Genomic DNA, 22035 nt, shown 5'->3' with positions numbered 1-22035 from the left:
GAGGTGAAGTTGGTTCAGGGATCCATGCGGAGACCTTGCCCGCGCGGAGCTCGGTGTCTACGGTCATGAATTGAGTTCAATTCTCAGATGCTCAATTCTCAGATGCCGCCCCGTCGTACGAGCACGATGGAGACCCCATGCACCGTCGCCACCCCGAGATCGACCCTCAGCTGCTGTCCGAATCGGACGAACAGCGGCAACTGCGTACCGTCCTGCGGGACCTCTTCACCGAGGCGAGCGGCGCCGAGGACGTACGCAAGCATCTGGCCACCGCGCGCGGATACGACGAAGCGCTCTGGGCGCGGCTCGCGGGCGAGATCGGGGTCCATGGGCTGGCCGTTCCGGAGGAGTACGGCGGGTCGGGTTTCACCTTCGCCGAACTGGCCGTGGCCCTGGAGGAATCCGGGCGCGCCCTGTACTGCGCGCCGCTGCTGCCCACGGTGGTCCTGGCCGCACACGCCCTGCTGTACAGCGCTGACCGTACGGCATGCGAGCGCTATCTGCCCCGGATCGCGGACGGCACGCTCACCGCGACCGTGGCCGGGTTCGGAGCCGACGAGCCCGGTGTCGCCGCGGAACAGGAAGGCAAGGGCTGGGTGCTGCGTGGGCGGGCGGATTTCGTGCTCGACGGCGCCGGCGCGGATCTCATCGTGGTGCGGGCCGGAACACCCGCCGGACCTCGGCTGTTCGCCTGCGAACCCACCTCCGGCGCCTGTCGGCGGACTCCGCGCCGTGTCCTGGACGAGACACGGCGCCAGGCGCTGGTGGAGTTCCGAGGCGCCCCGGCCACCGCCGTGGGCACGGCGGAGGGGGCGGAGGACACGGTCTCGGCGACTCTGGACGCCGGGCGGGCCGCACTGGCGGCCGAACAGGTCGGCGGCAGCGGGCACGCGCTGGACGCCACGGTCGAATTCGCCGCACAGCGCCACCAGTTCGGGCGCCCCATCGGCTCCTTCCAGGCCGTCAAGCACCGGCTGGCCGACGTGCTGGTCGCGCTGGAAGCGGCGCGCTCGGCGTCCGCGTACGCGACTGCCTGCGCCGCGGTCGCCTCGCCCCAGCTGCCGGTGGCCGCCTGCGCCGCCGCCGTGGTCTGCTCCGAGACCTTCCGGCTGGCGACGGCCGAGTACGTCCAACTGCACGGCGGTATCGGCTTCACCTGGGAGCACCCGGCCCATCTGTACCTGCGTCGCGCACGCGTCGGCGAAGTGCTGTTCGGCACGGCGGACCGGCACCGGGTCCGCCTCGCCGGACTCATCGGTCTCGCCACCCGGGCTGCCGTCTGAACGGCGGCGGCCGCCCGCCGGACCGTCGGTGCGGAGGGGGTCATCCGTCGTACACGTAGAACCCCCGGCCGCTCTTGCGGCCCAGATGTCCCGCGGCGACCATGCGCCGCAGCAGCGGGGGAGCGGCGTACAGCGGCTCCTTGAATTCCTCGTACATCGACTCGGCGACGGCCTGGGCCGTGTCCAGGCCGATCAGGTCGAGCAGCCGCAGCGGACCCATCGGGTGGGCGCAGCCGAGTTCCATGCCGCTGTCGATGTCGTCCGCGCGCGCCATTCCGGACTCGACCATGCGGATCGCGGAGAGCAGGTACGGCACCAGCAGCGCGTTGACCACGAAGCCGGATCGGTCGGGCGCCTGGATGACCGTCCTGCCCAGCCGTTCGGCGGCGAACTCGCGGGTGCGGGCCAGGGTTTCGGCGCCGGTGGTGAGGGCGGGGACCACCTCGACCAGCTGCTGCACCGGTACGGGGTTGAAGAAGTGCAGCCCCACGACATGGGAGGCCCGGCCGGTGGCCACGGCGAGGTCGACGACGGGTATCGAGGACGTGTTGGTGGCGAGGACGGCCTCCGGGTCGGTGACCACCTTGTCCAGTCGGCGGAAGACCTCCAGCTTCACCTCCCGGTTCTCGGCGACGGCCTCGACGACGAACTGCCGGTCGGCCAGTTCGCCCAGGTCGTGGGTGAAGGAGAGCCGGGCCAGGGCCTGATCCCGGTCGGACTCGGTGAGCTTGCCGCGCCGCAGGCCGCGGTGGAGGGAGGCGGTGATGCGTGCGCGGCCGGCGGCGGCCAGCTCCGGGGTCGATTCGGCGACGGTCACATCGAGACCGCGCAGGGCGGCGACCTCGGCGATGCCGGAGCCCATGAGGCCGCAGCCGACGACACCGAGACGGGAAATGCGGGGCATGGAGGTCCTTCCTCAGCGATCTGGACGGCAGGGGGTGGCGGCGCGAGGCGCTCCGTCATATTGAACTGAAGTAGGTGGCCTCATCAAGAGCGAGTCTGAATCCGTGAGCCCGACTTGGTGAAGGGGTTGACAGGCGTCCCTTCGCGGTTCCAATGTTGTAGTGAATTCAGTTCAGTTTCAGGGGTGAGAGATGACAGTGGAAGACGAGATCCAGTTCGAGCGTGACGGCCACGTCGCCCGGGTGTGGCTCAACCGCCCATGGAAGAAGAACTGCGTCACCGTGCCGATCCTGGACCGGCTCGACGAGATCATCACCGAGGTGGACGAGGACCCCGGGCTGCGGGTCCTGGTGGTCCGCGGCCGCGGCGGCACCTTCTGCTCGGGCTTCGACCTCGACAGCCTGAAGGCCGACTACGTCGGCAAGTCGAACGCGATCGACGTCGCGGTGAAGTCCGCGAAGGTGTGTGACCGCCTGTACTCGATGAAGACCCCCTCGGTCGCGGTCCTGGAGGGCCACGTCACCGCCGGCGGCTTCGAGATCATGATCTCCTGCGACTTCGCCATCTCCGCGGACGACGCCAAGATCGGGGACTTCCACATCCGCCGCGCGCTGTTCGGCGGGGCCGGCCCGATCTACCGGGTGCCGCGCATGATCGGCATACGCAAGACCAAGGAGCTGATGCTGACCGGCAAGCTCCTCTCCGGCGTCGAGGCCGCCGAGTTCGGGCTCATCAACAAGTCGGCCCCGGCCGACAAGCTGGACGAGACGGTCGAGGACTTCATCGGCGACCTTGCTGACAAGAGCCCCTTCACGATGTGGCTCACGAAGATGACGATCGACCGCAGCCTGGATGCCGACACCCAGTCGCTGATGGTGATGGAGCACCTCGCCGTGGGCGTGGCGCTCAACTCCGAGGACGCGAACGAAGGCGTGTCGGCGTTCCTGGAGAAGCGCGAACCCAAGTGGCAGGGGCGCTGATCCGGATGGCCACGGATCCGCGGAGTCCGGCCGCCGGGCTCCAGGGCTCACGCTGCTCCGGCTGCTCGGTGGCGGTCTACCCCGCGGACGACGCGTGCCCGCGCTGCGGGGGGCCCGCCCGGCCGGCGGCCCTCCAGGGCACGGGCACGCTGTGGACCTGGACGGTGCAGCGGTACGCCCCCAAGTCGCCGCCCTACCGGGCCCCGGCCGGAGGCTTCGTGCCGTTCGCGCTCGGCTACGTCGAGCTGGCCGAGGGCGTGCGGGTGGCCGCCGTCCTCGACGTCGACGACTTCGAAGACCTCCGCATCGGCATGCCCCTCACCGTGACCGCGGGTGCCGGTGTCCCGAGGGCCAGGCCCACGACCCCGGGCGAGGAGGGTTCATGAGCAGCGACGTCCTGATCTGCGGCGCCGGGCGAACCCCGTTCGGCCGGTCCGAGGCGACCGGCCGGCAGCTGGCCGTCGGCGCGGTGAACGCGGCGCTGGCGGACGCCGGGATCGAGTGGTCGCGGGTGCGGGCCGCGTTCGGCGGCAGCGACAGCGCGGGCCTCGCCGACACCCTGGTGGCCCAACTCGGCCTGACCGGACTGCCGTTCGTCAACGTCAAGAACGGCTGTGCAACCGGCGGCAGCGCGCTGGTCTGTGCCGTGAACGCGATCCGCTCCGGCATGGCGGACGTCGTCCTGGCCGTCGGTTTCGACAAGCACCCGCGCGGCGCCTTCGACCCGAGGCCGGAGGACTGGGGCCTGGGACCGGAGTACGGCAGTGACGGGCTGATGGTGACCACCCAGTTCTTCGGCATGAAGATCCAGCGCTATATGCACGACCACGGGATCACGTCGCGGACCCTCGCCCTGGTCGCCGAGAAGGCGTACCGCAACGGCGGCCTGACCCCCGAGGCGTGGCGCCGCACACCGCTGTCCGCCGAGGAGATCCTCGACTCCGGCATGGTCAGCGATCCGCTGACCCGGTACATGTTCTGCTCCCCGGGAGCGGGTGCTGCCGCGCTGGTGCTCTGCTCGCCCGAGGCCGCCCGCACCATGGACGGCCCGCCGGTCACCCTGCGCTCGGCGGCCGTTCGCACCCGGCGCTTCGGCTCCTTCGAAGTGTTCAGTCCCTGGATTCCCTGGGGCGAGCCCACCAGTGTCAGCCGGGATGCCGCGGCCGCCGCCTTCGAAGAGGCGGGGATCGGCCCCGGTGACGTCGACGTCTGCCAGTTGCAGGACACCGAGAGCGGCGCCGAGGTCATGCACATGGCCGAGTGCGGGTTCTGCCAGGACGGCGAGCAGGAGCGGCTGGTCGCCTCCGGCGGCACCGGAATCGGTGGGACGCTGCCCGTCAACACCGACGGCGGCTGCATCGCCAACGGCGAACCCATCGGCGCCTCGGGACTGCGCCAGGTCTACGAAGTCGTCCAGCAACTGCGCGGACGGGCGGGCGAACGCCAGGTCCCCGGCGAACCCCGGGTCGGCTTCACCCATGTGTACGGCGCCCCCGGCGTGAGCGCCTGCACGGTGCTCTCCCGCTGAAACGTCCCGCCGATCGAAGGTGGAAGAAGAGATGAGCGGCATCCCGGGACCTGAGGAGTTCCGCGCCCAAGCCCGGCAGTGGCTCGCCGGCGTCGCCAGACCCCGCGCCGCTGACGGGGAGTGGGGCAGCGGCTCCGACTCCGTCGCCGTGTTCGAGAACTGGACCGAGGAGCAGGAGCGCGAGCACACCGCCCGTGTCCAGGAGTGGGAACGCACCCGCTACGACCAGGGGTGGTCCGCGCTCGACTGGGAGGAGACATACGGAGGGCGGGGTCTGCCCGCGTACTACGAGCAGCTCTACCGCGCCGAAGAGGCGGCCTTCGACGTGCCGCACCGCACCGAGATCTTCCCTGTGACGCAAGCGCTCGTCGCCCCCGCGGTCGGCATCTGGGGCACCGAGGAGCAGAAGCGGCGCTGGCTGCGGCCCATGCTGCGTACCGACGAGCTGGCCTGTCAGCTGTTCTCGGAGACCGAAGCCGGCTCCGACCTCGCCGCGGTGCGAACCAGAGCGGTGCGCGAGGGTGACGACTGGGTGCTGACCGGGCACAAGGTGTGGACCTCCGGAGCCCGCGTCGCGACCTGGGGCGTGGCGGTGTGCCGCACCGATCCGGAGGTACGCAAACACGCCGGCATCACCGTCTTCCTGGTCCGCATGGACGCGCCGGGCGTCACCGTACGGCCCATCCGGCAGATGACCGGCGGCACCAGCTTCAACGAGGTCTACCTCGACGGCGTGACGGTGCCCGACACCGACCGGCTCGGGCCGGTCGGCGAGGGCTGGCGGGTGACGCTCAGCGTGCTGGCCGCCGAGCGGCTCGACTCCGGCGGCCTCGGCCTGGACAACGCCGACCGGGCGCTGGAACTGGCCGGGCACCTGCCGCGCCTCCTCACCGGCAGCGAACAGCAGCGGGCCGCTGACCTTCACATCCGCACCCTCGTCCAGCGGCTCATCGGACTGCGGGTGACCGCGGCCCTCGTCGCCGGGCGCCAGCCCGGCGCGGAAGCCTCGGTCGGCAAGCTGTACGCCACCGAGACCATGCGCCGCACCAGCGACCTGGTGTCCGAGCTGCTGGGCCCGAGCCTCGTGGCGGACACGGGGGCATGGGGCAGCTACGCCTGGACGGAGCACCTGCTCGGCGCCCCCGGCTACAGCATCGCGGGCGGCACCGACGAGATCCAGCGCAACATCCTCGCCGAACGCGTACTCGGCCTGCCCAAGGAGCCCGTCCGATGAACACGGCCACCCAGGCACCGGAGCCGGCCGCCCGGGTCCGCGACCGGCTCGCGCGCCGCCACCCGGGTGCGTTGATCGGCGAGTTGACGGTGTTGCCGGGCGGCCACTCGGGGCTGACGTACTCGGTGGCGGCGGGGGGTGCCCGGTATGTCGTCAAGGCGGTGCCCCCGGGGCAACGGCCCGTAGGACGCAATGACGTACTGCGCCAGGCACGGGTGCTGCGAGCGCTGGCCGGGTCCGCGGTGCCGGTTCCGGGCGTCGTGGCCGTCGATGAGAGGCCACCCGCCTGGTTCGCCATGGACTTCGTCGCCGGGGAGGCCGTCGAGCCGGTACTCGACGAGAACGAGCTGCCCGCCGCGACGGCTCGGGCGCGGATGCTGGAGATCGCATCCGTCCTGCGGCGGCTGCACGACACCGATGCCGACACGCCCGGGCTCGCCGCGCCCGAACCGCTCGACCCCGTCGGCGAGCTGGAGCGCTGGAGCCGTACCCTGCACGCCGTCCCCGCCGAACTGCGCCCCGGTGGCCAGGAGCTGCTGGCACGCCTCGCCGACGACGTGCCCCGCGGCCTCCCGCCGGCGCTGCTGCACGGGGACTTCCGCCTCGGCAACGTGCTGTGTGCGGGCGAGCGCGCGGTGGCCGTCATCGACTGGGAGATCTGGAGCGTCGGCGACCCGCGTATCGACCTCGGCTGGTTCCTGCTCTTCGCCGACCACCACAACTTCCCCGAGCTGGGGCACGCCGTGCCCGGCCTGCCCGGCGAGGCCGAACTGCTGGACGCCTACCGTGACGACCGGCCCGCGCCGCCCGCGATGGACTGGTTCCGGGCGCTCGGCCGCATGAAGATGGCCGCGATCATGGGCCACAACCTGCGCCGGCACCGCGAGGGCAAGCACCACGACCCGGACCAGGAGCGCCTGCCGCCCACCATCGCCGCCATGATCCGCACGGCACGCGACATCCTCGGCTGATCCGGCCCCACCGAACAGGAGCAATCGTGGATTTCGGATTCTCGCCCCGGGCGAGTGAACTCCAGGGCCGCATGCGGTCGTTCATGGACAGCTATGTCTTTCCCGCGGAAGCGGTCTACGACCGGCAGCTCACCGAGGCGCATGACCCGCATGCCCTGCCGCCGGTGATGGCCGAGCTGAAGGAGAAGGCCCGCGCCGAGGGCCTGTGGAACCTCTTCATGGCGCACGGCGACTGGGGCGCGGGGCTCAGCAACCTGGAGTACGCGCCGCTCGCCGAGCTGGCGGGCCGCTCCGTCATCGGCCCCGAGGTGTTCAACTGCTCGGCGCCCGACACCGGCAACATGGAGTTGCTGGCGCTGTACGGTACGCCCGAGCAGCAGGAGCGCTGGCTGCGTCCCCTGCTCGAGGCGGAGATCCGCTCGTGCTTCGCCATGACCGAGCCGGAGGTCGCCAGCTCCGACGCCCGCAACATCCGCACCCGCATCACCCGCGACGGCGACGTCTACGTCGTCAACGGCCGCAAGTGGTACACCTCCGGGATCCTCGACCCCGACTGCAAGCTGATCATCCTGATGGGCAAGACCGACCCCAAGGCGCCCACCTACCGGCAGCAGAGCATGCTGCTCATCCCCCGGGACACCCCGGGCGTCACGGTTCTGCGCGACCTGCCGATGTTCGGCTACACCGACCGGCTCGGACACGGCGACGTGCTCTTCGACGACGTCCGCGTGCCGGTGGAGAACATCCTCGGCGGTGAGGGCGAGGGCTTCGCGCTCGCCCAGGGGCGGCTGGGTCCGGGGCGGATGCACTACGCGATGCGCGCCGTGGGCTTCGCCGAGCGCGCCCTGCGGCTGATGTGCGAGCGCGTCACCGAACGCGTCGCCTTCGGCGCGCCCCTCGCCGACCGGGGGGTGGTCCGGGAGTGGATCGCCCGCAGCCGCATCGAGATCGAGCAGGTGCGTCTCCTCGTCCTCAAGTCGGCCTGGCTGATGGACACCGTCGGCAACGCCGCCGCCCGCATGGAGGTCGCCGCGATCAAGGTCGCGGCGCTGGAGGTCGCGCACAAGGTGGTCGACCGCGCGGTGCAGGCGCACGGCGCGGCGGGGGTCAGCGACGACACCGTACTGGCCCGGCTGTACGCCATCACACGGGCGCTGCAAATCGCCGACGGCCCCGACGAAGTGCATCTGCGGACGGTGGCCCGCCAGGAACTCGCGAAGTACGACAAGACCCACACGAAGACGAGCACGAAGACCGACACGAAGACGGGGGCAGTGTGAGCGCCAACAGCCTCGACGGCAAGGTCGCCGTCATCACCGGCGGATCCCGCGGCATCGGCCTGGGCATCGCCACCGCCTACCGGGCGGCCGGCGCACATGTGGTGCTCGCGGCCCGTAAGCCGGCCGGACTGGCCGAGGCGTGCGAGGAGTTGCTGCGCGTCAAGGGCGACGGCGACGTTCACACGGTGGTGGCGAACGCCGGTGAACCGGAGCAGGCCGAGGCCTGCGTCGACGAGACCATGTCCCGCTTCGGCCGGGTCGACGTCCTCGTCAACAACGCGGCGACCAACCCGTACCACGGCGATCTGCTCGACCTGGACCTGCCGCGCGCGGAGAAGACCGTCCGCGTCAACCAGTACGGCATGATCTCCTGGACCCGGTACGCCTGGCGGGCCTGGATGGCCGAGCACGGGGGAGCGGTGGTCAACATCGCCTCCGTCGGCGGGCTCATCGTCGATCCGCATATCGGCTACTACAACGCCACCAAGGCCGCCATGCTGCACATGACCCGGCAGCTCGCCTACGAACTCGGGCCACGCGCCCGCGTCAACGCCATCGCCCCCGGACTGATCAAGACCGAACTGGCGCGGGCGGTGTGGGAGGTCCGCGAGCCGATCCTCACCGCCAAACTCCCGTTGCGGCGCCTCGGCACGGTGGAGGATGTGGCACAGGCGGCGCTGTTCCTGGCCTCCGACGCCTCCTCATGGATGACCGGCCAGACCCTGGTGCTCGACGGCGGTGCGACCGCTCTGCCGATCGGGGTGGATGGATGACCGCGCCACGACCCGCCGCGGAGCTGTTCTCGCTCCAGGGCAGGACGGCCCTGGTCACCGGCGCCTCCGCCGGGCTCGGCGCACGCTTCGCCGCCGTCCTCGCGCGGGCCGGCGCCACCGTGTTCGCCGCCGCCCGGCGAGTCGACCGGCTGACGGAACTCGCCGACGGAGGTGAGCGCATCCACCCCGTCGGCTGCGACGTCTCGCTCGCCGCCGACCGTACGCGGCTGGTCGAGACCGCGCGGGCCGCCACCGGCCGCGTCGACATCCTGGTCAACAACGCGGCCACCTCAGGCGAGACCCGCGCCGAGGACGAATCCCCGGGCGCCTTCGCGGATGTCCTCGGCGTCAACCTCACTGCGCCCTTCCACCTGGCACGTCTCGTGGCGGAGTCACCCGCTGGGGACCACGCGCCGAGCCGGAGCGTCATCAATGTCTCCTCCATCCTCGGCCTGGTCACCGCCGCCCCGCTCGGCGGCGCGAGCTACGCGGCGTCCAAGGCCGGACTGATCGGGCTGACCCGGGAGCTGGCCGGTCAGTGGGGCCCGGAGGGAACCCGGGTCAACGCGCTGGCCCCGGGCTGGTTCCGCACCGAGATGACCGCGGACCTCTTCGGCGACGAGCGCTCCAGCCGCTGGGTCGAGCGCAACACCCTGCTGCGGCGCGGCGGCGGAGCGCATGAACTCGACGGCGCGCTGCTGTTCCTCGCCTCGGACGCCTCCTCGTACTGCACCGGGCAGGTCCTGACCGTCGACGGCGGATGGACCGCGCGATGAGGGTCGGCATCGAGATCGACGACGGCGGCCTGGCCCGCGTCACCCTGCGCCGAGGTGAGGCGGGCAACGCCATCGACCTGGACATGGCGCGCGGACTGCTGGACGCGGCACGGACCTGCGCCGCCGAGGCCGTACGGGCCGTGCTGCTGACCGGGGAGGGGAAGTCCTTCTGCGTCGGCGGCGACCTCAGGGAGTTCTCCCGGCTCTCCGGCGAGGCACTGCGCCAGCACCTCACCGCGGTGACCGCCGCGCTCCACGACGCCCTGCGTACGTTCGCCGCGAGCGACGCGCCCGTGGTGGCCGCCGTACAGGGAGCCATCGCCGGTGCGGGCATCGGCCTGGCCGCGTCCGCCGATGTGACGCTCGCCGCCGCCGACGCCTCGTTCACCGCCGCCTACACCGGCATCGGTTACTCACCGGACGCCGGAGTCAGCTGGTTTCTGCCCCGTCTCATCGGCCCCAAGCGGGCCCTGGACCTGCTGCTGACCAACCGCCGCATCCCGGCGGCGGAGGCCGCGGACATCGGACTGGTGAGCCGGGTCGTCGCCACCGACCGGCTGGCCGCCGAGGCCGCGCGCACGGCCGAGGCCCTGCGGCGCGGACCCACCGCCGCTTTTGGCGCCACCCGCCGGCTCGTCGTCGCCGGGCTGACCGCGGACCTCGGTCCGCACCTGGACCGCGAGGCCCGTGCGATCGCCGCCGCGGCCGCCTCCGACGTGGGCCGTGAGGGTGTCGCCGCCTTCCTGGGCAAGCGGACGCCCGAGTTCACGCGCATCGCGCTCAAGCCCTGAACCCCTCCCCGAAACCCATGGAGCCACCATGTCCGAAGCGTTCATCGTCGGAGCCGTCCGTACCCCCGTGGGCCGCCGCAAGGGCGCCCTCAGCGGCGTGCACCCCGCCGACCTCGGCGCTCATGTGCTGCGCGCCCTGCTGGAGCGCACCGGCGCCGACCCGGGTGCCGTGGACGATGTGTACTTCGGGTGCGTCAGCCAGATCGGCGCGCAGACCGGCAACATCGCACGCACCGCCTGGCTGTCGGCGGGCCTGCCGCAGCACGTCCCCGGCACCACCATCGACCGCCAGTGCGGTTCCTCCCAGCAGGCCGTGCACTTCGCAGCCCAGGCGGTCGGCTCCGGAACCGCCGACCTGGTGGTCGCCGGCGGCGTGGAGGTGATGAGCCTGGTGCCCATCGCCGCCCCCATGACCGTCGGCGAACAGGTCGGTATGGGCAGCCCGTACGCGGGGAACGGCTGGCGCGAGCGCTTCGGGGATCAGGAGTTCTCACAGTTCCGCGGGGCCGAACTGATCGCCGAGAAATGGGGCATCTCCCGCGCGGACATGGAGGAGTTCGCGCTCACCAGCCACCAGCGGGCCCTGGCCGCCCAGGCCGGCGGCGCCTTCGACGACGAGATCACACCGGCCTTCGGGCTCACCGCCGATGAGGGCCCCCGCGCCGACACCACCCTGGAGAAGATGGCCGGCCTGAAGACCCTCACCGAGGACGGCCGGCTGACCGCCGCCGTTTCCAGCCAGATCTCCGACGGCGCCGCGGCCCTGCTGATCGCCTCCGAGGAGGCGGTGCGTCGGCACGGTCTGACCCCGCTGGCGCGCGTGCACACCATGGCCGTCGTCGGCTCCGATCCGATCCACATGCTGACCGGTCCGATCCCCGCCACCGAGAGGGTCCTGGAGAAGGCCGGGCTGTCGATCGACGACATCGACCTGGTCGAGATCAACGAGGCCTTCGCCTCGGTCGTCATCGCCTGGCAGAAGGAGATCGGCGCTCCCTTGGACCGCGTCAACGCCTTCGGCGGCGCCATCGCGCTCGGGCATCCGCTCGGCGCCACCGGGGCCCGGCTCATGACCACGCTCGTCCACCAGCTGCGCAGGACCGGCGGACGCCATGGCCTGCAGACGATGTGCGAGGGCGGCGGCATGGCGAACGCGATCGTCTTGGAGCGCCTTTGACCCGAGTCACCCCGAGCCGATTGGCAACCGAGTTCAGCTTGGGTCTACTCTCGGGTATCGACGAGGTGGGCGGCGGCCAGGAGACAGGACATGGCGACGAGGATCGTTGAACCGGAAGCGGGACCGAGGTCCAAGCGTGCCGCCATCCTGGCGGCCGCCGTCGACTGCTTCGGCGAGACGGGCTTCGAGGCCACCAAGTGGTCCAGCGTGGCGGAGCGGGTCGGCATCGGGCAGACGGCGCTGTATCACTACTTCGAGTCCAAGACCCACTGCCTGCTCACCATCATGCGGCTGGAACTCAAGCGCTCCCACGACAAGTTCGCGGAGACGACCGCGGACGTCACGGACCCGGTCGAGGCACTCCGGGCGGCCGTACGCGCGGCGTACGACGTATCCGACCACGAGGTCCTGCAGATGCGCATCCTGCACAACCACATGGACCTGCTCGCCGGCCCGCGCAAGTCCAAGCGGGAGGAGGCCGAGCGCGTCGAGGCCCGGAGGCTGGTCCAGCTCGTCGAGCGGGACTGGACGAACCTGCTGGTGCGGGGCATGTCCATGGGCGTGTTCCCGCTTCGGGACGCACAACTGCTGGGCGCGGGTGTGCTCGGTCTGATCGTCAGCGTCTGGCGGTGGTACCGGCCGTCGGGGCCGACGCCGCTGTCGGAGATCAGCGAACTGATCGAGGGTGCCTGTGTGCGGATGGTCGCCACCTGACGCTCTGAGCCCTGAGCCCTGATCCCTGGCCCCTGAGCCACCCTGCCGTTTCCAGCCCCCGGACCTCCGCCGGGGGCTTTGTGCTGCCCGGGTTCGAGGCCGCGCCGATGGCATGGGCGGTCGTGGTGCCGGTCGTGGTGCACGGACTCTTGTCAGCCGTGTTTCTCCGGGATTACCATCCAAACTGAATTGAACTTGACTCAGGTTGATCTGAGGCCCTGGCGAAAGGCCGCCAACTGAAAGGGCGCACTCATGGCGTTGCGCGCATATATGGCCGGCATGGACAGCCGCCATCCGGAACGGACGCTGGACCTGCTGGAACCCGACTTCCGATTCCTCATCGCCCTGCCGGGCCGTGAGGTCACCGGCACGTCCAGGGAGGACTTCGCCGCGTACATCGCCGGCCGCAATCCCGTGGACCGGGCGCACGAGATCCTGCGCCACAGCCGGGACGGCGACGTCGAGACCGTGTACGGAGTGGTGACGGAGGGCGGACGGTACACCGGCTCCTTCCTCTCGGCCGCGGTGATCTCGCCCGGCGGGCTGCTGGCGCGCTACCAGTCCTTCTTCACCACGTCGTTCGAGCTGGTCGACTGGGCCCGGCCGGACGACAGGAGCCGGGCATGACGGACACCCCGACCGCGGCCCCCTTCCTCACCGCGTGGTTCGAGATCCTCGACGGCGATGAGCCTTCCCGGATCCTCGACCTGATCAGCGACGACTTCTCGCTGTCCATCCTGTTCTCGACCGGCGACGGCAACGCCACCGACTTCGCCGGGGACCGCGCCGCCCTGGTGGGCTACCTCGAACAGCGTGAGAGGGGCACCCGCACCCACCATCTGCTGTCGGCAACCACGCTCGGCCAGGACGAGCTCTTCCTGGGCGAGGTACGGCGCGCCGGTGTCCCCGAGGCCAGCTTCGTCGCCGCCGGGCGGGTGAACGGCGAAGGACGGCTGGAGCGCCTGCTGATCGGGCGCTCGTCCGAGATCCGCTTCACCTGACCGAAGGTCCGTCGGACCGATCGCCCACATTCCCTCGACCCCGTGCGGAGCACTGTCATGTACAACCTTGTCCTGCTGGCGGCCCGGCCCCCGGAGTGGACGCACGAGCGGTTCATCGCGTGGTGGCGTGGCGACCACGCGGAGCTGACCTGTCGCCTGCCCGGGCTGCGTGCCTGGCGGCACACCGAGATCGATGCCGCTCTGGAGCCGCGCTCCGAAGGCTGGGACGGGATCTCCGTGCTCGGCTTCGACTCCCCTGAGGACCTGAAGAAGGCCCTCGCGAGCCCCGAGTGGGCCGATGCCGTCGCCCAGGTCGGCGACATGAAGGGCCGCCGCATCGCGGTCATGGGGCACGAGGCGGAGATGTTCACCGCCTGAGGCCGCCCGACACGGAGTTCGGCACAGCGCAGCGAGGGGCAGGATGCGACAGGTAGTGCGGGAGTTCCAGCAGAGGGCGGACGAAGCCGACTTCGTCGCCGTGATCGACGACTTCGGCAGCCATACGGCCCGGCAGCTGCTCGACGAGGCCACGCGGCTGGCCGGAGCGCTCTCCGCCGGTACGGCCGACGGAGCGGTCGGCACCGTTCTGGTCCAGGCGGACAACTCATGGCGCACCGTGGCCGCCACCCTTGCCGTGGGCCTGGCGGGCGGGGATGGCGGGGTCATCGCGCTGATCAACCGGCACACCACCGCTGCCGAGTCCGCTGCCGCCTGGGAGGACATCCGCCCGGACGCCGTCGTCGCCGAGGCCTCGGTGATGGACGAGTGGGCGGTGCGGACACGGCTGCCCGGCCCGGCGCGGACGGTGCTCGACGGCTGGACGTGCCTGTCCACACCCCACAGGCGTGAGGTGTCGCGGTGGTCGGGTGGCGTCCTGATCGGCCTGACCTCCGGGTCGACCGGGCGGGCCAAAGGCGTCGTACAGTCCGAGCGGGCCCTGCGCTATGCCGCCACGACCACCATCACCGTCAACGGCCTGTCGCCGGGCGACGCCGTTGCCGCGATCGTGCCGCTGTCGTCGACGGCGGCGTACTGCTTCGGGGTCTACCTCTCCCTCCTGCTGCGCGGGCCGCTCGTCATGACGGGGAAGTGGGACAGGGCGGTCGCACTGCGGCGGATGGCCGACACCGGCGTCAGATGGACCATGTGCGTACCGACCATGGCGCTGCAGATGGGCGCGGAGGCGGCCGGCTCCGGCATCCTCCGGGGCGTCCGGTCGATCACTGTCGGCGGCGGGCCGATGGACCGCGGAGCCCTGGCCCGCGCCGAGCGGTCCCTGGGCACGAAGATCCTCCGTGTCTTCGGCATGTCCGAGTGTCTGGGCCACACCTCGCCGAGCCCCGACGACGCCGAGGAGATCCGGCTCGGCAGAGACGGCCGCCCCTTTCCGGGGACGGACCTGCACGCGCTCACCCCCGACGGTCAGGTGGCCGGCACCGGTCTGACCGGCCGGGCACATGTGCGCGGCCCTTCCCTCTTCCTCGGCTATGCCCGTGACGGGAAGGCCGATCCGCCGGTGCTGACCGAGGACGGCTATCTGTCCACCGGCGACCTGCTGATGGCCCACGAGGACGGCACCGTCACCATCATGGGCCGCGAGAAGGACATCATCATCCGAGGTGGCCGCAACATCGACATCACCGAGATAGAGCGCGCGGTCGCCGGCCACCCGCGGGTGGCCAGGGTCTGTGTCACGCCGGTCCCCGACGATGTCCTCGGCGAACGCGTGGCGCTGCTCGTCGTCACCGAAGACGGCGGCGGTATCGACCTGGCCGAGGTGACCGGCCACCTGGAGAGCGCCGGTCTGTCCAGGACCAAGTGGCCGGAGTACGTGTACGGCATCGAGGAGCTGCCCCAGACGAAGGTCGGCAAGCTCGACCGGGGCGGGGCCCGGGACCTTGCCGTCAGGCTGCATGCCCGTGGGGCCGACCGGCCCTGACGAGTCAGCGCATGCGCGGGCGGTGCCGCCAGGCATGTCACCCGGCGTGACCCAGGCCGGCACACCAACGAGGAGGATCATGACAACGCGGTTCGGCCAAGGCCCGTGGGCGGCTTCCGGAATCCAGACGGTACAGCCCGGGGTGCACCGCGTGCCCCTGCCGCTTCCGGGTGACGGCCTGCACGCCGTCAACGTCTACCTCCTGGAAGACCTGGCCGACGACGGCCGCATCGTCATGATCGACGGCGGCTGGGCGATCCCCGAGGCGCGCAAGGCGCTCGAGGAGGCCCTGGGCGCCATCGACCGTGACCCCCTCGACATCAGCCACATCCTGGTCACCCACATCCACCGCGACCACTACACGCATGCGGTGGAACTGCGCCGGTCGCTGGGCTCGCGCGTCTACCTCGGCGCGGGGGAACGCCCGGGCCTGGAGATGCTCGACCGACTGCGCAGCGACCAGCCCGTCGGCTCACTGCGGACCCTGCGTGCGGCGGGAGCCGGGGAGCTCGCCGACCGTATCGAGGCGATGGACCACGGCGGCTACGACCCAAGGGTGTGGGAGGCCCCCGATCGCTGGCTCGGCGCCGGGACCCTCCGCTTCGGCCACCGCGAGCTGCGTGTCGTACCCACTCCCGGACACACCAAGGGCCATGTGGTCTTCCTGGACGAGCAGCGGGGGCTGCTGTTCTCCGGGGATCACGTCCTGCCGCACATCACCCCGTCCATCGGCTTCGAACTGGCCGAGCCCGGTGGCCGTCCGCTCGCCGACTATCTGAACTCGCTGCGGCTGATGACCCGCTACGCCGACGCCCGCCTGCTGCCCGCGCACGGACCGGTGGCCGACAGCGCCCACACCCGGGTCGCCGAGCTGCTTGTGCACCACGACGAACGGCTGGCCAGGAGTCTGGCGGCGCTGGGCGAGGACACGCTCGACGCCCACGAGGTGGCGCACAAGCTCGCATGGACGCGCCGCGCAGTGCCGTTCGGCGAGCTGAGTGCCTTCAACCAGATGCTCGCCGTCAATGAGACGGCCGCGCACCTGGATGTTCTGGTGCTGCGGGGGCGGGCGACGGTGGCGTTCGCCGGCGGAGTCAACCAGTACACGCGCGTACGGTGACCGTACGGGCGCAGCCAAGCGCGGGTGGTGCCGCGGGTCGGGCGCCTGCTCCGGGGCTCCGAGGTGCTCGGGAGCTGAACCCCTCCCGGAGGTCCATCCTCACCGCAGCCCGGCTGTCCTCTCACCGCGCCGAGTCGAAGCGTGAATCCGTGATGCCGCTGCTTCAGGAGACGCGCGGAAGGACACGTGCCGCGAACTGCCGGACGGCATCCAGCACGCCCATGCCTTGGTGCGCCACTCCGGGCACGATATCGAGTGTGACGTCGATGCCCAGCTCGGTGTAGTTATCACGCAGGGCGGTGATGCGCTCCACACGGGTGTGGCCGACGGCGTCGGCGCCGTCCATCCAGTTGGAGTCGCCCGGGTTGTTGATTTCCCAGGTCTCGGTGTCCTCCGCTCCGACCACCATGTGCACCGGCACCTTGCGGATCTCCTCCAGCCGGACGGGGGTGCCGAAGCGCTCCTCGAAGCCCGCCGTGCCCAGCCACCATTCGCGGTCGGGATCGATCAGCGTGACTCGGCCCGGGGCGCCGATGGACACTGCGCAGAGCCGGTCGGGGTGCAGATACAGAAAGCGGTGCGCGAACTGGCCACCGCCCGAGAAGCCCTGCAGCAGAAAGCGCTCGGTGTCGATGGTGAACCGTTCCCCGGCCTCGGCCACGATCGCGAGCAGCACCTCGTCGTACCGGATGCCGCGGTACTCGATGAACTTGAAGTTGTGCAGGTCGTCCGGGTCCCCGATGCCCGCCGGGAACAGCGGGGCGAGCACGGCGCAGCCGTGTGCTTCAGAAAACTCGGCCATCGCGTCCCGGTACTGGGCCGCGGTGCGTCCGGTGCCGTGCTGGATCACCATCAGGGGCAGCGGTGTGCTGGTGGTCTCGTGCACGGACGGGATGTGCAGACAGTATGAGAACCGCTGGTCGTGCTGCGACGCGAACACGGTGGTGGAGCCGGTGCGGTAGAACGCCTTGGTGGTCTTGACGCGGGGGGTCACGTATCGCTTCCTTCTGCCGTTGCGGGTCTCCGCAACGATCAGCAACGGCCGCATACGGACTCAAGATGATTGCCGCACGAGCGTCAATAGTTGTCGATCCGCCGTCCTCCCGTGGCAGCATCCGACAGTCAGCGATGCAGCGCGGCGAGCAGATCGACGCCCAGATTGCGCACAGCCTCCTCGTCCAGCTGGTAGTGCACCCGCGCGCCCTGCCGGTGGGTGTGCACCATTCCGGCTTCCCGGAGCTTGCGCAGATGGCGTGACATCTGCGGGGGAGTCATCTCGAACTGGGTGGCCAGCTCGGTCGTCGTCATCGACTGCCGCAGCAGCGCGCGGCACAGCCGGATACGCAGCGGCTCGTCCAGTGCGCGCAGTCCGCGCACCACCGTATCCAGGGCGGGCTGCTCCGCGCCCGCCCCGTCGCGCACCGGGTACTGCACCACGACCGGATATCCGGGGTAGTGCTTGACGGCCAGGTGCGGGTTGATGTGCAGCGAAGGCACCAGCAGGCAGGGGGTCTCGGCGAGGCTGGCGCGCGCGTTGTACAGCTTGTCGAAGACCACTCTGGGCGGGTCCTGCTCCAGTCGGGCCGTGGGGAATCCGGCCAGGACCCGGGCGCCGTACCGGGCCTGTTCATGGGAGCGGACCCGCGCGTCAGCTTCCAGGATGCCGCGCAGCCGGGTCCATTCCGCTTCGAAGACCTCCTCGGCCACGGCGGACAAGAAGGCGGTGAGGGCGTCGCGGAATCCGGACGGATCGGCCAGCAGGCGCACGCCCAAGGCGAACCGGCGCTCGGAGAGCTGCCGCACTCGGGCCAGGAACCCCTCCGGCGAGCGGGTGCCCTGTCTGGCGCCGGACCACGGGCCATGGCTGTTCTTGCCGACGAGGGCCTGCTCGGTCATCTCCGTGAACGTCTTCTCATCCAGCCGCGTCACCTCCGCCAATTCCTCCTCCAGGTCACGCTCCGGGCCCGCGGTGAGCGGCAGCAGGTAGCGGGCGCGGAACGCGCCCCACAGCGGCGCCCACCGCGCGGCCCGCTCGAGCAGCCGCTCGTCCGCGCCCTGCAGCACCGCGCCCACCCAGCGCCGACTGGCCGGATGGTGGCGTGGGCCGTCCAGTGCGTGCAGACACGCGCACAGCTCGGCGAGCGGGGAAAGTCGGGTGCTGATGCGGAACTCCGGGGCGGGCCCCAGTTCGATCACGACGGGCATTCGGGCAGCGTCGGTCATTGACGCCTTTGAGTCAATCGTCTTGTGGGTGCCGGACGAGGCCGCGAAGCTCCGAGCCTCGTTCCCCTTCTCACTCCCCGCTCACCTGTCCTCCGTCCTCCGCCCCCTCCGTCCTCCGCCCCCCTCGGTCCCCCGTCCCCTCTCGGCAACGGAGCATCCCTCATGCCCCCACTTCTCAGAAGCGGCCCACGCCTGGCTCTGGTCGTCACCATGGCGGCCACCGTGAGCACCGCCTGCACCATCGGTTCCCTGGACGATTCGGGTACGGCCGTCGGCTATCCCTCACGCGGTCTGTCGATCCTGGCCCCCGGCAGCGTCGGCGGCGGCTGGGACGCCCGGGCGCGCGGTATGAGCTCCGCGCTCACCTCCTGCAAGATCATCGACGAGGACGTCACGGTCACCAACGCCCCTGGCGCGGGCGGCACGATCGGGCTCGCCCGGATGGCAGGGCGCGGTGGCGATCCGTACCAGCTGATGACCATGGACACCGTCACCATGACCGGTGGCGCCATCCAGAACCACTCCCCGGTGAAGCTGTCCTCGCTCACTCCCGTGGCAGGGCTGACGGTGAGCACGAGCGCGATCGTGGTGCCGGCCAAGTCGCCGTTCCGTGACCTCGCCTCGGTGCTGGCCGCCATGCGGAAGGACCCCAAGGGGACCTCGTGGGTGGGCGGCTCGCTGGGCGGCCCGGACCACATCAGGGTGGCATCCTTCGCCAAGGCCGAGGGCGTCCCGGCGAACAAGGTCACCTATGTGCCCACCGGTGGCGGCGGGGAAGTCCTCAACCTGCTGCTGAGCGGGGCCTCGAAGGTCGGCCTGTCCACGCTGACGGAGGTCCGTCCCCAGATCGAGGCCGGAAAGCTGCGAGTCCTCGCGGTCACCGGCGACGCCGCCCCCAAGGGCATCGACGCTCCGACGCTCGCCGAACTCGGCTACGCGGACGAGAGCGTGGAGACCGTCGGCGGGATCATGGCCCCGCCGGGGATCAACGACGACGAGCAGCAGGCGATCGTATCGCTGGTGAACCGGATGCGGCAGACCTCGTGCTGGAAGCGGACGTTGGAGCAGAACGACTGGAAGGGTGTATGGGTGCCGGGGAACAAGTTCGGTGCTCTGATCGAGAAGCAGCAGCGCCAGGTCGGCCAGGCCCTCAAGGCAGTGGGGCTCGGATCATGAGCGCGCGGAACCCGGCGGGCGGGCCGGAGTCGGCCGGCGGTGCGCCCGAGGTATCCGATGCGACCCGGCAGGGGACCGGAACGGGTGACCTTGTCGGGACCGGCGAGCGGCCGTGGGGGCCGAGGATTGCCGCGCTTCTCTTCCTCGCGGCCGGCGTGGCCGTGCTGGGCTGGGCCTTCGCCATCCCGAAGGCGGGCATCGAGCAGGACGTGGGCCCCCGGGCGTTCCCCTTGCTGGTCGGTGCGGGGCTGTGCGTATCGGCCGTGGTCGCCGTCGTCCAGGCCTTCCGCGACACCGACCCCGCGCAGACCGAGCAGGCGCGCGAGGAGGCCAGGCTGACCGAGTGGCGCCCGGTCGCGGCCCTGCTCGCGCTGCTGGTCTGCTATCTGTTCGCGCTGGAGCCGTGCGGCTACTGGCAGTCGACCGCCGTGCTCTTCACCCTGGTCGCGCGGGTGCTCGGCAGCCGCCGGACCCTGCGCGACGCCCTGATCGGCCTGGTGCTGGCCCTGGCCGTGTACTTCCTCTTCGACCGTCTGCTGGGCATACATCTGCCGCCCGGCATCGTCCGATTGGCATTCTGACATGGGTGTGCTCAACGACCTCGGCGGCGGTTTCGCCAACGCGTTCAGCCCGATGCACCTGCTGCTGGCGTTCGCGGGCTGCACGCTCGGCTCGCTGGTCGGCGTGCTGCCCGGCCTGGGCCCCGCCACCACGGTGGCGCTGCTGCTCCCGCTCACCTTCGTCTTCGACCCCACCGGAGCGCTGGTGCTGTTCGCCGGGATCTACTACGGCGGCATGTACGGAGGCTCCACCACGGCCATTCTGCTGAACGTGCCCGGGGAGACGGCGTCGGTCCCCACGACCCTGGAGGGCCATCCGATGGCCAAATCCGGGCGGGCCGGGGCCGCGCTCGCGACGGCCGCCATCGGCTCGTTCGTGGCCGGCACCATCTCCACCGTCGCCATCACCTTCATCGGCCCGGGCATGGCCCAGATCGCCGAGAAGATCCAGCCGGCCGAGTACTTCGCCGTGATGGTGCTGGCCTTCGCCACGGTCACCGCGGTCGTCGCCGACGCCCCGGCACGCGGGCTGTGCAGCCTCTTCCTCGGCCTTGCCATCGGGCTCGTCGGCATCGACAGCCTCACCGGTCAGGCGCGCTACACCTTCGGGGTGCCGGAACTGTACGACGGGATCCAGATCGTGGCCGTCGCCGTGGGCCTCTTCGCGATCGGGGAGGCCCTGTACACCGCGGCCAGGATGCGGCGGGAGCCCGAGCAGGAGATGCTCCCGCTGGGCGGCAAGATCGGTATGAGCCCCGAGGACTGGCGGCGGTCCTGGAAGCCATGGCTGCGGGGCACGGCGATCGGCCTGCCGATCGGCGCGCTGCCCGCGGGCGGTGCGGAGATCCCCACTTTCCTCAGCTACAACCTCGAACGGCGGCTGTCCCGGCACAAGAAGCAGTTCGGCAAGGGCGCCATTGAGGGGGTGGCCGGTCCCGAGGCCGCCAACAACGCCGCGTTCTCCGGGGTGCTGATGCCGCTGCTGACACTGGGCATCCCCACCTCCGCAACGGCCGGCGTGCTGCTGATCGCGTTCCAGATGTACAACGTCCAGCCGGGCCCGCAACTGTTCGACACCCAGCCGGGGCTGGTCTGGACGCTGATCGCCAGCCTCTACATCGGCAATTTCATGCTGCTCCTGCTCAACCTGCCGCTGATCCCGCTGTGGGTGAAGCTCCTGCGGCTGCCCCGTCCGCTGCTCACCGCGGGCATCCTGGTCTTCGCCGCACTGGGCGTGTACGCGCTCTCGCAGAACGCGGTCGACCTCGGGATCGCGGTGCTCTTCGGAGTCCTGGGCTTTGGAATGCGGCGCACCGGATATCCCGTCGCCCCACTGATCCTCGGAGCGGTGCTGGGCCCGATGGCGGAGACTCAGTTCCGCCGCACACTGGTCTTCAGCGAGGGGGACTGGACGGTGCTCCTGACCCGCCCGCTCTCTGCGGCGATCCTCTGCCTGGCAGCGGTTGCCCTGGTCGGCCCGATGGTCGCGCGCAGGCTACGGCGCCGACCGGTGTCGTCTTCCTGAAGGCGGCACCGGACGACCGGTGACATGTGGCCGGCGCCGGGAGACAGTGAACACGATCCCTCCGCGCAGTTCATACGGACT

The 22035-nt window shown here is 70.9% G+C and carries 23 protein-coding genes; 20 read left to right on the top strand and 3 right to left on the bottom strand.

Annotated elements, in window-relative coordinates:
• Nucleotides 1–137 precede the first annotated feature (137 nt).
• Complete coding sequence (locus tag ACZ4WQ_RS14645; protein ID WP_398371970.1) at nt 138–1283, top strand: acyl-CoA dehydrogenase family protein; 1146 nt, start codon at nt 138–140, stop codon at nt 1281–1283.
• Nucleotides 1284–1323: 40 nt separating this feature from the next.
• Here ACZ4WQ_RS14645 and ACZ4WQ_RS14640 read toward each other — a convergent pair whose 3' ends face one another.
• On the bottom strand, nt 1324–2187 hold the full coding sequence (locus tag ACZ4WQ_RS14640) for a 3-hydroxybutyryl-CoA dehydrogenase (protein ID WP_398371972.1): 864 nt from the start codon (nt 2185–2187) through the stop codon (nt 1324–1326).
• Nucleotides 2188–2377: 190 nt separating this feature from the next.
• Between ACZ4WQ_RS14640 and ACZ4WQ_RS14635 the strand changes: the two genes are divergently transcribed.
• From ACZ4WQ_RS14635 to ACZ4WQ_RS14560, 16 genes are all read left to right on the top strand, one after another.
• Complete coding sequence (locus ACZ4WQ_RS14635; RefSeq protein ID WP_043488367.1) at nt 2378–3166, top strand: enoyl-CoA hydratase/isomerase family protein; 789 nt, start codon at nt 2378–2380, stop codon at nt 3164–3166.
• A 5-nt stretch (nt 3167–3171) separates the two neighbouring features.
• Nucleotides 3172–3552, top strand: coding sequence for a Zn-ribbon domain-containing OB-fold protein (locus tag ACZ4WQ_RS14630; RefSeq protein ID WP_043492845.1), 381 nt, complete (start codon nt 3172–3174; stop codon nt 3550–3552).
• Nucleotides 3549–4694 (top strand): thiolase family protein, encoded by a 1146-nt coding sequence (locus ACZ4WQ_RS14625; RefSeq protein WP_398371975.1) that lies wholly within the window; start codon nt 3549–3551, stop codon nt 4692–4694. The genes ACZ4WQ_RS14630 and ACZ4WQ_RS14625 overlap by 4 nt, the downstream gene beginning before the upstream one ends.
• A 31-nt stretch (nt 4695–4725) precedes the next feature.
• Nucleotides 4726–5928: an acyl-CoA dehydrogenase family protein gene (locus ACZ4WQ_RS14620; RefSeq protein WP_398371977.1), complete on the top strand. Its 1203-nt coding sequence runs from the start codon at nt 4726–4728 to the stop codon at nt 5926–5928.
• Nucleotides 5925–6899, top strand: a complete 975-nt coding sequence (locus tag ACZ4WQ_RS14615; protein ID WP_385346497.1) for a phosphotransferase family protein — start codon at nt 5925–5927, stop codon at nt 6897–6899. Before ACZ4WQ_RS14620 ends, ACZ4WQ_RS14615 begins: the two co-directional genes overlap by 4 nt.
• Nucleotides 6900–6925: 26 nt before the next feature.
• Nucleotides 6926–8179 (top strand): acyl-CoA dehydrogenase family protein, encoded by a 1254-nt coding sequence (locus ACZ4WQ_RS14610; protein WP_385346499.1) that lies wholly within the window; start codon nt 6926–6928, stop codon nt 8177–8179.
• A complete protein-coding gene (locus ACZ4WQ_RS14605) occupies nt 8176–8952 on the top strand; it encodes an SDR family oxidoreductase (RefSeq protein ID WP_014182406.1) in 777 nt (258 codons plus the stop codon). Before ACZ4WQ_RS14610 ends, ACZ4WQ_RS14605 begins: the two co-directional genes overlap by 4 nt.
• Nucleotides 8949–9728 carry an SDR family NAD(P)-dependent oxidoreductase gene (locus ACZ4WQ_RS14600; RefSeq protein WP_398371981.1) on the top strand — a complete coding sequence of 260 codons (780 nt, stop codon included), beginning with the start codon at nt 8949–8951 and terminating at the stop codon, nt 9726–9728. Before ACZ4WQ_RS14605 ends, ACZ4WQ_RS14600 begins: the two co-directional genes overlap by 4 nt.
• On the top strand, nt 9725–10519 hold the full coding sequence (locus tag ACZ4WQ_RS14595; RefSeq protein ID WP_385346503.1) for an enoyl-CoA hydratase/isomerase family protein: 795 nt from the start codon (nt 9725–9727) through the stop codon (nt 10517–10519). The genes ACZ4WQ_RS14600 and ACZ4WQ_RS14595 overlap by 4 nt, the downstream gene beginning before the upstream one ends.
• 28 nt (nt 10520–10547) lie before the next feature.
• Nucleotides 10548–11696 (top strand): acetyl-CoA C-acetyltransferase, encoded by a 1149-nt coding sequence (locus tag ACZ4WQ_RS14590; protein WP_385346505.1) that lies wholly within the window; start codon nt 10548–10550, stop codon nt 11694–11696.
• Between the two features lie 90 nt (nt 11697–11786).
• Nucleotides 11787–12410 carry a TetR/AcrR family transcriptional regulator gene (locus ACZ4WQ_RS14585; RefSeq protein WP_385346507.1) on the top strand — a complete coding sequence of 208 codons (624 nt, stop codon included), beginning with the start codon at nt 11787–11789 and terminating at the stop codon, nt 12408–12410.
• A gap of 252 nt (nt 12411–12662) precedes the next feature.
• Nucleotides 12663–13037, top strand: coding sequence for a nuclear transport factor 2 family protein (locus tag ACZ4WQ_RS14580; protein ID WP_385346509.1), 375 nt, complete (start codon nt 12663–12665; stop codon nt 13035–13037).
• A complete protein-coding gene (locus ACZ4WQ_RS14575) occupies nt 13034–13411 on the top strand; it encodes a hypothetical protein (RefSeq protein WP_358645246.1) in 378 nt (125 codons plus the stop codon). Before ACZ4WQ_RS14580 ends, ACZ4WQ_RS14575 begins: the two co-directional genes overlap by 4 nt.
• Before the next feature lie 57 nt (nt 13412–13468).
• On the top strand, nt 13469–13789 hold the full coding sequence (locus ACZ4WQ_RS14570) for an EthD family reductase (protein ID WP_358645245.1): 321 nt from the start codon (nt 13469–13471) through the stop codon (nt 13787–13789).
• Nucleotides 13790–13832: 43 nt separating this feature from the next.
• On the top strand, nt 13833–15350 hold the full coding sequence (locus ACZ4WQ_RS14565; RefSeq protein ID WP_385346512.1) for a class I adenylate-forming enzyme family protein: 1518 nt from the start codon (nt 13833–13835) through the stop codon (nt 15348–15350).
• A 79-nt stretch (nt 15351–15429) separates the two neighbouring features.
• Nucleotides 15430–16470, top strand: a complete 1041-nt coding sequence (locus ACZ4WQ_RS14560; RefSeq protein WP_398371985.1) for an MBL fold metallo-hydrolase — start codon at nt 15430–15432, stop codon at nt 16468–16470.
• Between the two features lie 163 nt (nt 16471–16633).
• On the opposite strand, the gene ACZ4WQ_RS14555 is transcribed toward ACZ4WQ_RS14560, so the two are convergent.
• Nucleotides 16634–17464, bottom strand: a complete 831-nt coding sequence (locus ACZ4WQ_RS14555; RefSeq protein ID WP_385346516.1) for an alpha/beta hydrolase — start codon at nt 17462–17464, stop codon at nt 16634–16636.
• A 128-nt stretch (nt 17465–17592) separates the two neighbouring features.
• Nucleotides 17593–18675: an ArsR/SmtB family transcription factor gene (locus ACZ4WQ_RS14550; RefSeq protein ID WP_398371988.1), complete on the bottom strand. Its 1083-nt coding sequence runs from the start codon at nt 18673–18675 to the stop codon at nt 17593–17595.
• Nucleotides 18676–18855: 180 nt separating this feature from the next.
• On the opposite strand from ACZ4WQ_RS14550, the gene ACZ4WQ_RS14545 reads away from it, so the two are divergent.
• The 3 genes from ACZ4WQ_RS14545 to ACZ4WQ_RS14535 are packed head-to-tail and all read left to right on the top strand — an operon-like array spanning nt 18856 to nt 21954.
• The gene (locus ACZ4WQ_RS14545; protein WP_398371990.1) at nt 18856–19869 is read left to right on the top strand and encodes a Bug family tripartite tricarboxylate transporter substrate binding protein; all 1014 of its coding nucleotides are present in this window, start codon (nt 18856–18858) and stop codon (nt 19867–19869) included.
• Nucleotides 19866–20450: a tripartite tricarboxylate transporter TctB family protein gene (locus ACZ4WQ_RS14540; protein WP_398371992.1), complete on the top strand. Its 585-nt coding sequence runs from the start codon at nt 19866–19868 to the stop codon at nt 20448–20450. Before ACZ4WQ_RS14545 ends, ACZ4WQ_RS14540 begins: the two co-directional genes overlap by 4 nt.
• Before the next feature lies 1 nt (nt 20451).
• Nucleotides 20452–21954, top strand: coding sequence for a tripartite tricarboxylate transporter permease (locus ACZ4WQ_RS14535; protein ID WP_398371994.1), 1503 nt, complete (start codon nt 20452–20454; stop codon nt 21952–21954).
• Nucleotides 21955–22035 lie beyond the last annotated feature (81 nt).

It is taken from the genome of Streptomyces sp. NPDC028305 (genome assembly GCF_055569495.1).
The sequence above is the reverse complement of the archived record's forward strand: the minus strand, read 5'-3'. Positions and strand labels throughout refer to the sequence as shown.

Bases quoted from the DNA above. Each gene is read 5' to 3' on its own strand.
- ACZ4WQ_RS14645 (WP_398371970.1), top strand. From the start codon at position 138: ATGCACCGTCGCCACCCCGAGATCGACCCTCAGCTGCTGTCCGAATCG.
- ACZ4WQ_RS14640 (WP_398371972.1), bottom strand. From the start codon at position 2,187: ATGCCCCGCATTTCCCGTCTCGGTGTCGTCGGCTGCGGCCTCATGGGC.
- ACZ4WQ_RS14635 (WP_043488367.1), top strand. From the start codon at position 2,378: ATGACAGTGGAAGACGAGATCCAGTTCGAGCGTGACGGCCACGTCGCC.
- ACZ4WQ_RS14630 (WP_043492845.1), top strand. From the start codon at position 3,172: ATGGCCACGGATCCGCGGAGTCCGGCCGCCGGGCTCCAGGGCTCACGC.
- ACZ4WQ_RS14625 (WP_398371975.1), top strand. From the start codon at position 3,549: ATGAGCAGCGACGTCCTGATCTGCGGCGCCGGGCGAACCCCGTTCGGC.
- ACZ4WQ_RS14620 (WP_398371977.1), top strand. From the start codon at position 4,726: ATGAGCGGCATCCCGGGACCTGAGGAGTTCCGCGCCCAAGCCCGGCAG.
- ACZ4WQ_RS14615 (WP_385346497.1), top strand. From the start codon at position 5,925: ATGAACACGGCCACCCAGGCACCGGAGCCGGCCGCCCGGGTCCGCGAC.
- ACZ4WQ_RS14600 (WP_398371981.1), top strand. From the start codon at position 8,949: ATGACCGCGCCACGACCCGCCGCGGAGCTGTTCTCGCTCCAGGGCAGG.
- ACZ4WQ_RS14595 (WP_385346503.1), top strand. From the start codon at position 9,725: ATGAGGGTCGGCATCGAGATCGACGACGGCGGCCTGGCCCGCGTCACC.
- ACZ4WQ_RS14590 (WP_385346505.1), top strand. From the start codon at position 10,548: ATGTCCGAAGCGTTCATCGTCGGAGCCGTCCGTACCCCCGTGGGCCGC.
- ACZ4WQ_RS14585 (WP_385346507.1), top strand. From the start codon at position 11,787: ATGGCGACGAGGATCGTTGAACCGGAAGCGGGACCGAGGTCCAAGCGT.
- ACZ4WQ_RS14580 (WP_385346509.1), top strand. From the start codon at position 12,663: ATGGCGTTGCGCGCATATATGGCCGGCATGGACAGCCGCCATCCGGAA.
- ACZ4WQ_RS14575 (WP_358645246.1), top strand. From the start codon at position 13,034: ATGACGGACACCCCGACCGCGGCCCCCTTCCTCACCGCGTGGTTCGAG.
- ACZ4WQ_RS14570 (WP_358645245.1), top strand. From the start codon at position 13,469: ATGTACAACCTTGTCCTGCTGGCGGCCCGGCCCCCGGAGTGGACGCAC.
- ACZ4WQ_RS14565 (WP_385346512.1), top strand. From the start codon at position 13,833: ATGCGACAGGTAGTGCGGGAGTTCCAGCAGAGGGCGGACGAAGCCGAC.
- ACZ4WQ_RS14560 (WP_398371985.1), top strand. From the start codon at position 15,430: ATGACAACGCGGTTCGGCCAAGGCCCGTGGGCGGCTTCCGGAATCCAG.
- ACZ4WQ_RS14550 (WP_398371988.1), bottom strand. From the start codon at position 18,675: ATGCCCGTCGTGATCGAACTGGGGCCCGCCCCGGAGTTCCGCATCAGC.
- ACZ4WQ_RS14545 (WP_398371990.1), top strand. From the start codon at position 18,856: ATGCCCCCACTTCTCAGAAGCGGCCCACGCCTGGCTCTGGTCGTCACC.
- ACZ4WQ_RS14540 (WP_398371992.1), top strand. From the start codon at position 19,866: ATGAGCGCGCGGAACCCGGCGGGCGGGCCGGAGTCGGCCGGCGGTGCG.
- ACZ4WQ_RS14535 (WP_398371994.1), top strand. From the start codon at position 20,452: ATGGGTGTGCTCAACGACCTCGGCGGCGGTTTCGCCAACGCGTTCAGC.